Below are 8,661 nucleotides of genomic sequence, written 5' to 3' on the forward strand. Positions count from 1 at the left end.
ACGGACGCCGAATCCCTCGACTGGTACCTCGCATTTTCTGCCTTCAAGTTCGCAGCGATCGCGCAGGGCGTCGCCACCCGGGCCGAGGCCGGCGACATGGCCGGGCAGCACTTCGGCGATCTCGGCGGGCAGATTCGAGAGCTCGTCGACCTCGGCCGCTCGATGCTCTGAACGCACACCCCAACCAAGAATCGAAAGAAAGGCGCACCCGATGGGAATCGACCCCCGCACCGGCGACGACACCGCCACTCCACTCCTCGACCGCTTCGCCCTCGACGGCAAGGTCGCGATCATCACCGGCGCCTCATCCGGGCTCGGCGCCGGCTTCGCCCGGGCGCTGACTTCCGCCGGTGCCCAGGTGCTTCTCGCCGCGCGACGCCTAGACAAGCTCGAGGCCCTCGCCGAAGAGCTGGCCGGAGAGGGCCGCTCGGTCGCGACCGTGGCGTGTGACGTCGCCGATCCGAACTCCTGCGCGGCGGCCGTGCGCGCGGCAATCGACGCCTTCGGCCGCGTGGACATCCTCGTCAACAACGCGGGCGTCGGAACCGCGGTGCCTGCGCTCAAGGAGACTCCGGAGCAGTTCCGCGGCGTCGTCGACGTCAACCTGAACGGCACGTATTGGATGGCGAAGGAATGCGCGGCGGTGATGGAACCCGGATCCTCGATCGTCAACGTCGCGTCGATCCTCGGACTCACCGCGGGCTTTGCACCGCAGGCGGCCTACACCTCGACGAAGACCGCGGTAATCGGGCTGACGAGAGACCTCGCCCACCAGTGGGGCTCGCGCCGTGGGATCCGGGTCAATTCGCTGTGCCCGGGCTACTTCCGTTCGGAAATGACCGACGAAATCCCCGAACCGATGATGGAATCGATCACAGGCTCGACGATCCTCGGCCGTCTCGGCAGACAACATGAGCTCGACGCGGCACTGCTATTCCTCGCATCCGACGCCTCCTCGTTCGTCACCGCCTCCACGTTGGTCGTCGACGGGGGCATGACGGGGCACTGAGGGAAAGCGGGCCCGACGTCATTCATAGGAAAACAACACAAAATTAGAGGATGGGGCGGGAAATGGATTTCACCCAGAGTGAGAAGACGGTCGAATTGACCGAGTCGATGTGGGATTTCATGCGCGAGCACGTGTTCCCGGCGGAGCCGGAGTGGCATGCCTACCTCGCGGAACACGGCGAGCACGCGCACCCGCCGGTGATGGAAAAGCTCAAGACCGAGGCGAAGAAGCGTGGGCTGTGGAACCTCTTCCTTCCCGAATGGTCCGGGGTGACGAACCTCGAATATGCCCCGATCGCGGAGATTTCCGGGTGGTCGCCGGTGATCGCGCCGGAAGCGATCAACTGCCAGGCGCCGGACACCGGGAACATGGAGACGCTGGAGAATTTCGGCACGCAGGAGCAGAAGAACAGGTGGCTGAAGCCGCTCAAGGACGGGAGTATCCGTTCCGCGTATGCGATGACCGAGCCGGCAGTGGCATCGTCGGATGCGACGAATGTAGAGACGTCGATCCGGCGCGAGGGAGACGAATACGTCATCAACGGGCGGAAGTGGTGGATCACCGGCGTCGCCGACGAGCGCTGCGAGATTTTCATCGTCATGGGGCGCACCGATCCGGACGCGCCGACCCATAAGCAGCAATCGATGGTTCTCGTGCCACGAGACACCCCGGGGCTGACGATCAAGCGGCACCTGCCGATCTTCGGCTACCAAGACCAACACGGGCACTCCGAGCTGGTCTTCGACGACGCCCGCGTGCCCGCGGACAACCTGCTCGGCGCCGAGGGGGACGGGTTCGCAATCGCGCAGGCGCGGCTCGGCCCGGGGCGTATCCACCACGCGATGCGTGCAATCGGGATGGCCGAGCGCGCGCTCGCGCTCATGGTGCAGCGGGCAAAGGAACGCGAGGCCTTCGGCGGACCGCTCGCCGAGAAGGGCGTGGTGCGGGAACTGATCGCGAATTCACGCATCGAGATAGACCAGGCGCGCCTGCAGGTGCTTCACTGCGCGTGGATGATCGACGAGGTCGGCGCGAAAGAGGCGCGCTACGAAATCTCGGCGATCAAGGTCATCGCGCCACAGGTGGCGTGCACCGTGATCGACCGTGCGATCGAGGTGTTCGGCGGCGCCGGGGTGTCCGACGACTACGTTCTTGCCTACTTCTACGCGTGGGCTCGCGTCCTGCGTATCGTCGACGGCCCCGACGCGGTACACCGCAACACCGTGGCGCGCGGCGAGCTCAAGAAGACCCCGCCTTACGTGGGCTGATACAGCGCGGGCGCCGTGCCGGGTAGCTGCTGTACCCGGCACGACGCCCTGCAAGAGCTACCGGCTTACGTCGGGCAGTTTGCGACACCGGTGATCTCGACGGAGAGGCAAACACCGAAGAACGCGAGCCCGGAACCGGCGACGATGGGAACTCCCACGGACTGGCCGATTTCGGTGAAGGTCCCGTCCTGGTTGACGAGCCCGGCGGCTTCGAGAGAACCCTGAAGAGGGGCTTGGGCGCCGGCAGTGCCGGCAGCTCCGACGGACATTGCGGTCGCGGCGGCGCCGACGGCGGTGATAGAGGCGATTCGGCGGATGGATGTGCGCATACGTGCTCCTGGTCGAAAATTGTGCTCATCGTCGGGCGGAACGAAAGCCCCGTCCCGCGTGGCAGTCTTTCACATGGTCATCCGTAAATCCGCCGTGTGCATTACAAACCGGTGCTCTGGCGGTGCCGGCCGGGCGGCTCAGGCCGGCGAGCTCACCAGCCGGGGGCGCAGCCATTCGGCATCCGGTTCGGAGCCGCCGGCCAGCTCGGCGATAAGCCCGTCCGCGTGGCGGAACAGGCCGGCGGCGTCGATTCCGTACGGCGCCGAACCGGCGAACCCGGAAATTCGGGCGGACGCGCGTTCGAGCAGCGTCCGGGCGCCCTTGAGATTGCCGCGCTGCACGTGGGTGATGCCCACCGCGAGCTGGGCAAGCCCCTTCCAGAGCTCGCGCTCGCCGTCGGGGCCGGACTTCCACGCGCCCTCGAGCACCTCGTGCGCGTTGAACGCGAGCCCGCGGTCGAGCAGATCCTGCGCCCAGGCGAGCGACTCGGCGGGGGGTAGATCGAGGTCCTCCGGGATTCGCCCGATGCCCTTCGAACCGGGAGGCAACGGGCGGCCGAGTTCATCACGCGGGCGCGCGTTATTGGCGCGGCCCTCGTCGTCGCGATCGCGTTCCTTGCGGACTGGGGGAGTCATATCCCCATCGTCCCACTTTGGCCGCCGCGAAGGACGCGGGAGTCGGAAGTCGAGTCAGAAGGGGATGGGAGCGTCGCCCGCCGCGGCGGAATCGGTGGGCGGTACCTCGACGCCGGCGTGACCGGCGAGTTCCGCGCACAGCCGCTCGATGAGCGACGGGCCGCCGGCAAAGGGCCGCGTGTAATGGTCGGTATGCCAGCCGCCGTAATAGCGGTCGACGTCGCCGCGAAGCTGCGCGCCGCGATCGAACAGATCCCGCAGCCAGCGCACAGGGTTGCCGTCGTACAGTCCCTGGAGCTGGAACGACTCGGCGGCCAGGCGCGTGCGGATCCCATCGAGCGCCCCGGTGAGGCGCTTTTCGTCCATGTGGGTGCCGATATCGGCGGCCGTGCGCAGCATCGCGTCCGGCAGTGCGGCGGTGGCCGCGTCGCCCTCGGCAGCGCACCACACGGTGCGCTCGGGGATCGGACCGAAGTCCTCCCCGCACAGCCCGTAGCCGCCCGGGTCCGGCGTTCCGGGTGTGCGCACGCCGGCGGGCCGCCACGGATCGGAGACCAACCCGACCGCCCGCACCCGAGAAAGCAGAGTCGTGTCCCCGGCTGCGGCCGCCTCATTGAGGAGATCATGCACGATGCGATTGCCTCCGGAGTAGGAGATGAGGATTACCCCGTCGTCATCGGTGTTGAGTTTTTCGCGCAGATCCGCGAGGCCGATCGCGGCGTTGGCGACCCACGAACCCTCGCCCCCGACTCCGACCATCGCCGCGGGCCAGTCGACCCATTCGGGCGTGGCTTCCGTCCAGCGCGCAAGGGTGCGCGCTGCCTGGGACATGACCTCGGAATGCTCGAGGGAGGTGTCGATGCCGTCGGCGATGATGATGCGCATGAGTGCCAAGCTATCGCCACACCCGCAACGTCGGCTGAGAGGAACACTGGAATGGGCAAAGATTTCGGCTCACAGGCGTGGGATAAGGCACAATGCGGGCAACGCAATTGCGCGGCCACGAGTCGCCAGCACCAAGACTCGAGTAAATAGACGCGAGAAGGAAAAGGGGCGAGCAATTCATGTCGCAACCGAACGACGACCAGTACCGCGCGTGGAGTGACGGCAACGACCAAACGCGCGCGTTCGACGGATATGGTGCGGCGCAGAACTACCCCCAGAACCCCGGTTACGGATACGGCGGCCCCGCAGCGCAGCCAGGCGGTTTTTACGATCAGGGCGGCGCGCGCGAGGTCGACCCGGGCTACGACGAGCGCCCGCAGAGGCAGCGCTCGACGGCGTCGCTCACCGAGCTGTTCAACCTCAAATCGTTGTGGATCGAGCTGTTCATCGTGGCGATCGTCGCCGGCGTTCTCTACGGCATGGTCGTGTGGGTGTTCGACCTGCTCGCCGTGCGTTTCTCGGATGCCATCGGCGGTGAGTACCTCGCGCTCGGCGATCCCTTCGAATACACCATCCGCGGGGTCGGGCTCGGGATTCTCGTGCTCGTGGCCGGCGCGGTCATGATGGGGCTGCACGCCGCCGTCAACCAGCCTGCGCAGCTGTTCAATCTCCTGTTCGTCGTCGTGGGCCTGTGGGCGCTGATCCTGCTGCTCACCATGGCACTGTGGCAGTCGATCCCCGAGGTGATCCTGCTGCTCATCGGCGCCGCGATCATCTGGGGCGTGGTCCCCATGCGCGTCGGCGCGTACCGCACCGGCGTGCCGCGTCTGCGGTAGAACGTTCGCCCGGTGGTCCGCGAGCCGTGGACTACAGTGGGTTTCATGACGCCTCCCGCTTCCGAACTCGCCGCAGATCAGCACCTTGCCGAAACGCTAGCGGTAGAGGCGGGCGAGCTTTTGCTCCAGATCCGCGACTCCGAGAAGGCGGGAGGCCGCGCGCTCGGCGATATCGGCGACCGGCGCTCGAATGAATTTCTGCTCGCCCGGCTGGCCGAGGAGCGCCCCGGCGACGCGGTTCTCAGCGAGGAGAGCCCGGACGTCTCGGCACGCGAAAGCGCGGATCGGGTGTGGATCATCGATCCCGTCGACGGCACCCGCGAATACTCGATGCGGGGCCACAACGACTGGGCGGTCCACGTCGCGCTGTGGCTGCGCGACGGCACCCCGGAGTGCTCCCGCCTCGATGTATCCGCCGTCTCGCTGCCGGGGCTCGGCCTCGTCATCGGCACCGGCGGCGCCCGCAATTTTGCCGGCGACACCGTGCCCCTCGAGCCGGGCGAGGCCGCCGGCGGTCTGCTCGACCCGCAGGATGACGTCGCACGTCCCCGAATCGTGGCCTCCGGATCGCGGCCACCGCGATTCCTCGCCGGAGTTGTCTCCGCGCTCGGCGGAACGCAGCTCGCGGTGGGCTCGGCCGGGGCGAAAGCGATGTGCGTGGTCCGCGGGGAGGCCGACGCCTACATCCACGCCGGCGGCCAATTCCAGTGGGACTCGGCGGCGCCGGCCGGGGTCGCGATGGCCCACGGTTTCGCCGCGTGCCGCATCGACGGCTCGCCCCTCGAATACAACGTGGCCGACACCTACCTCCCCGACCTCGTCATCTGCCGGCCCGAGCTGCGCGAGCAGATCGTGGAGGCGATCGCGGCACATCGATAGCCACCGGTCGGTGTCGTGTGGCCGCAGGGCCTGGGCATCGCGATTGGCTAGGTGTAAGCTCTGTCACAAATGAACGCCGGTTCAAACCTTGTGGCCGCGAGCCATCGTTCACAACCATTCGTGAGGTGACCATGGCGTATCGCGAAACCGCCCAGGTGCGCGTGCGGGCGGCGACGCGCCGGCAGGCAATCCTCGACGCGGCCATCCACACGGTGGCGCACTGTGGCTTCGCAGGCGCGAGCGTGCGCGAGATCGCCGCCCGCGCCGAGGTGTCCACCGGCAGCGTGTACTCGTACTTCGGCAACCGCGATGAACTACTCGCCGAGGTGTTTCGTGTGGTCGCCGGACACGAACTCGAGTACGCGCGCGAGGCGCTCGAACAGCCGGGAGTCGATTTCCTCACGCGCCTGGAAAGCTTTATCTCCACGTTTGCCGGGCGCGCTTTTCGTGGCCGGAGGATGGCGGAGGCCTTGCTGTTCGAGCCTGCGAGCCCGGCGATCGAGGCAGAGCGCCTCGCCCTGCGCCAGCGCCACCACCGCTTCTTTTCCGAGGCCATCTCCACCGCGGTCGACCTCGGGGAGCTCCCGGACCAAGACCCCGCGCTCGCCTCACGCGCCGTGATCGGCGCCATCAGCGAAAACCTGTTCGGCCGGTTGACCGCACCTCAATACGGGCCAGACGACGACGGCGAGGTCACCCGGTATCTCTTGACCTTCTGTACCCGCGCACTAGGAGCACACTCATGACGATGTCTATTCCCCGTCCCGGCACGCAGGAGCACTTGCAGCCACTGCGAAGCGGCCGCACACACGAGGTCGCGAACCAGGCCCCCGCGCGCGTCGACATCGACGAATTCGCCGCCAACCAGGCGCTCGTCGATGCCGTCGCCGCCTACGCCCCTGCCGCGGACACCGGCAAGCTCCACCGCATCGGCGCCCACGTCGGCACTGCCGAATACCAGGACAACGCGCAGCTCGCGAACACCTTCACTCCCCGGCATCACCCATTCGACCGCTGGGGTAACCGCGTCGACGAGATCGAATTCCACCCCGGCTACCACGCGATCATGGAGTACTCGATCGCCGAGGGGCTGCACACCAGCGCATGGGCCAACCCTGGGCCGGGAGCGAACGTGCAGCGGGCCGCCGGCTTCTACCTCGCGGGGCAGATCGAGCCGGGCCATTCGTGCCCGGTATCCATGACGCACGCGATCGTTCCCTCGCTGCGCCGCGCGCCCGATCTCGCCGCGCAATGGGAGCCGAAGCTGCTGTCCACGATTTACGATCCGGAGCTTCGCGATCCCGCGAGCAAGGACGGTCTCATCGTGGGCATGGCGATGACCGAGAAGCAGGGCGGCTCCGACGTTCGCGCGAACACCACGGTCGCCGAGCCTGCGCCGTCCATCGGGGAGAGCGTATATGCACTGCGTGGACACAAGTGGTTCTGTTCGGCGCCGCAGTCGGATGCGTTCCTCGTGCTGGCGCAGGCCCCGGAGGGGCTGAGCTGCTTTTGGCTGCCACGCATCCTGCCGGGTGGCGAGCGGAACGCATTTCTCGTGCAGCGCCTCAAGGACAAGCTCGGCAACAAATCCAACGCCTCCAGCGAAGTCGAGTTTGACGGCGCGCTGGCGTGGCTCGTCGGGGAGCCGGGCCGCGGCGTGCGGACGATCATCGACATGGTCGGGCGCACCCGATTGGACTGCGTGATCGGCGCGGCCGCGGGCATGCGACAGTCGGTCGCCGAAGCCGCGTGGCACGCGCGCCACCGCGCCGCCTTCGGTGCGACGCTCATCGATCAACCTGCGATGCGGGGAGTTATCGCGGACCTGCAGATCGAATCCGAGGCCGCCACGTGGACCGCGCTCCGCCTCGCGCAGGCGCACGACGACGAAGGCGAGGCCGCCCTGCGGAGGATCGCCACCGCCGTCAGCAAGTACTGGGTGTGTAAGCGCGGACCCGGGCACGCCTACGAATCGCTGGAATGCCTCGGCGGGAACGGGTACACCGAGGACTTCCCGCTCGCGCGGCGCTACCGGGAAGCGCCGGTGCTCGCCGTGTGGGAGGGGTCGGGCAATGTGATCGCGCTCGACGTACTTCGCGCGCTGGCCAGAGATCCCGAGTCGGCCACGGCGTTCGAGGCGGAGATCGTTGCCCAGCGCGGCAAGCACCCCGACTACGACGCGCATGCGGACATGACCCTGGCTCTGCTCGCGGATGCTGCGCGCGACCCCCTGGGCGCGCAGTCGGGGGCGCGGCTTCTCGTCGAGTCCATGGCGCTGAGCTTCCAGGCGTCGGTACTGCTGCGCGACGCGGACCCGGCGATGGCGGAGGCATTTTGCTCGGCCCGGCTCGGCGCGGGACGAGGATACGAATACGGGGCTATGCCTGCCGGCGGAATCGACCTCGACACGGTGATCGGGCGAGCGTGATCGTGCGAGATGGGCGCGGAAAAGAACCGACGGTGTTTTATTTCGTCGATTCGGCGGGTGAAGCGCAACAGCAAGGGCTATCTCCGCTGGTAATAAACGTGCTTTCGGTGCTGAGTGGGTGCCCGTCTGGGTAGGGGCGATCAGCAACGCATATTCCGAACTCCTCGGCGTACCGCGCGAGACGCTGCTGTCCGGGCGGACCCTCGGCTACATTCATCCGGTCGATAGAGGCCTCGACGAGTGTCACCTATGGGACAGACGGAACCGAGTATCTGTTGATGATCTTCCGCGATATCAGCGAGGACCTACGGAACCGCGGGCAATGATTCCGGGGCGCCCACTAGTGTTGGACGTATGCGGCTTCTAGTTACAGGCGGCGCCGGGTTCATCG

General features: G+C 67.3%; 9 protein-coding genes. 6 read left to right on the plus strand and 3 right to left on the minus strand.

What is annotated here, in order from left to right; genetic code table 11:
• Nucleotides 1-211: 211 nt before the first annotated feature.
• Nucleotides 212-1,009 carry an SDR family NAD(P)-dependent oxidoreductase gene (locus tag K8V11_RS13405; RefSeq protein ID WP_303915284.1) on the plus strand — a complete coding sequence of 266 codons (798 nt, stop codon included), beginning with the start codon at nucleotides 212-214 and terminating at the stop codon, nucleotides 1,007-1,009.
• A 62-nt stretch (nucleotides 1,010-1,071) separates the two neighbouring features.
• The gene (locus K8V11_RS13410) at nucleotides 1,072-2,277 is read left to right on the plus strand and encodes an acyl-CoA dehydrogenase family protein (RefSeq protein ID WP_303915287.1); all 1,206 of its coding nucleotides are present in this window, start codon (nucleotides 1,072-1,074) and stop codon (nucleotides 2,275-2,277) included.
• A 65-nt stretch (nucleotides 2,278-2,342) separates the two neighbouring features.
• On the opposite strand, the gene K8V11_RS13415 is transcribed toward K8V11_RS13410, so the two are convergent.
• From K8V11_RS13415 to K8V11_RS13425, 3 genes are all read right to left on the minus strand, one after another.
• Complete coding sequence (locus K8V11_RS13415) at nucleotides 2,343-2,606, minus strand: hypothetical protein (RefSeq protein ID WP_303915290.1); 264 nt, start codon at nucleotides 2,604-2,606, stop codon at nucleotides 2,343-2,345.
• Between the two features lie 138 nt (nucleotides 2,607-2,744).
• Nucleotides 2,745-3,242 (minus strand): DUF309 domain-containing protein, encoded by a 498-nt coding sequence (locus K8V11_RS13420; protein WP_303915293.1) that lies wholly within the window; start codon nucleotides 3,240-3,242, stop codon nucleotides 2,745-2,747.
• Nucleotides 3,243-3,296: 54 nt separating this feature from the next.
• The gene (locus K8V11_RS13425; RefSeq protein WP_303915296.1) at nucleotides 3,297-4,127 is read right to left on the minus strand and encodes a hypothetical protein; all 831 of its coding nucleotides are present in this window, start codon (nucleotides 4,125-4,127) and stop codon (nucleotides 3,297-3,299) included.
• A 179-nt stretch (nucleotides 4,128-4,306) separates the two neighbouring features.
• Here K8V11_RS13425 and K8V11_RS13430 point away from each other — a divergent pair, with 179 nt between their 5' ends.
• The 4 genes from K8V11_RS13430 to K8V11_RS13445 all read left to right on the plus strand — a co-directional run bounded on the left by K8V11_RS13430 (nucleotide 4,307) and on the right by K8V11_RS13445 (nucleotide 8,270).
• Entirely contained in the window at nucleotides 4,307-4,963 is a 657-nt protein-coding gene (locus tag K8V11_RS13430; protein ID WP_303915299.1) for a hypothetical protein, read from the plus strand.
• 45 nt (nucleotides 4,964-5,008) lie between these two features.
• Nucleotides 5,009-5,842, plus strand: coding sequence for a 3'(2'),5'-bisphosphate nucleotidase CysQ (locus tag K8V11_RS13435; RefSeq protein ID WP_303915301.1), 834 nt, complete (start codon nucleotides 5,009-5,011; stop codon nucleotides 5,840-5,842).
• Nucleotides 5,843-5,973: 131 nt separating this feature from the next.
• Nucleotides 5,974-6,588 carry a TetR/AcrR family transcriptional regulator gene (locus tag K8V11_RS13440; protein WP_303915303.1) on the plus strand — a complete coding sequence of 205 codons (615 nt, stop codon included), beginning with the start codon at nucleotides 5,974-5,976 and terminating at the stop codon, nucleotides 6,586-6,588.
• Nucleotides 6,589-6,590: 2 nt separating this feature from the next.
• The gene (locus tag K8V11_RS13445; RefSeq protein WP_303915305.1) at nucleotides 6,591-8,270 is read left to right on the plus strand and encodes an acyl-CoA dehydrogenase family protein; all 1,680 of its coding nucleotides are present in this window, start codon (nucleotides 6,591-6,593) and stop codon (nucleotides 8,268-8,270) included.
• The last annotated feature ends 391 nt before the right edge of the window (nucleotides 8,271-8,661 follow it).

It is taken from the genome of Dietzia timorensis, from assembly GCF_020742175.1.
Classification (GTDB): domain Bacteria; phylum Actinomycetota; class Actinomycetes; order Mycobacteriales; family Mycobacteriaceae; genus Dietzia; species Dietzia timorensis_A.

Excerpts from the sequence above, each read along its gene's own strand:
- K8V11_RS13405 (WP_303915284.1), top strand. The coding sequence starts at position 212 with ATGGGAATCGACCCCCGCACCGGCGACGACACCGCCACTCCACTCCTC.
- K8V11_RS13410 (WP_303915287.1), top strand. The coding sequence starts at position 1,072 with ATGGATTTCACCCAGAGTGAGAAGACGGTCGAATTGACCGAGTCGATG.
- K8V11_RS13415 (WP_303915290.1), bottom strand. The coding sequence starts at position 2,606 with ATGCGCACATCCATCCGCCGAATCGCCTCTATCACCGCCGTCGGCGCC.
- K8V11_RS13420 (WP_303915293.1), bottom strand. The coding sequence starts at position 3,242 with ATGACTCCCCCAGTCCGCAAGGAACGCGATCGCGACGACGAGGGCCGC.
- K8V11_RS13425 (WP_303915296.1), bottom strand. The coding sequence starts at position 4,127 with ATGCGCATCATCATCGCCGACGGCATCGACACCTCCCTCGAGCATTCC.
- K8V11_RS13430 (WP_303915299.1), top strand. The coding sequence starts at position 4,307 with ATGTCGCAACCGAACGACGACCAGTACCGCGCGTGGAGTGACGGCAAC.
- K8V11_RS13435 (WP_303915301.1), top strand. The coding sequence starts at position 5,009 with ATGACGCCTCCCGCTTCCGAACTCGCCGCAGATCAGCACCTTGCCGAA.
- K8V11_RS13440 (WP_303915303.1), top strand. The coding sequence starts at position 5,974 with ATGGCGTATCGCGAAACCGCCCAGGTGCGCGTGCGGGCGGCGACGCGC.
- K8V11_RS13445 (WP_303915305.1), top strand. The coding sequence starts at position 6,591 with ATGTCTATTCCCCGTCCCGGCACGCAGGAGCACTTGCAGCCACTGCGA.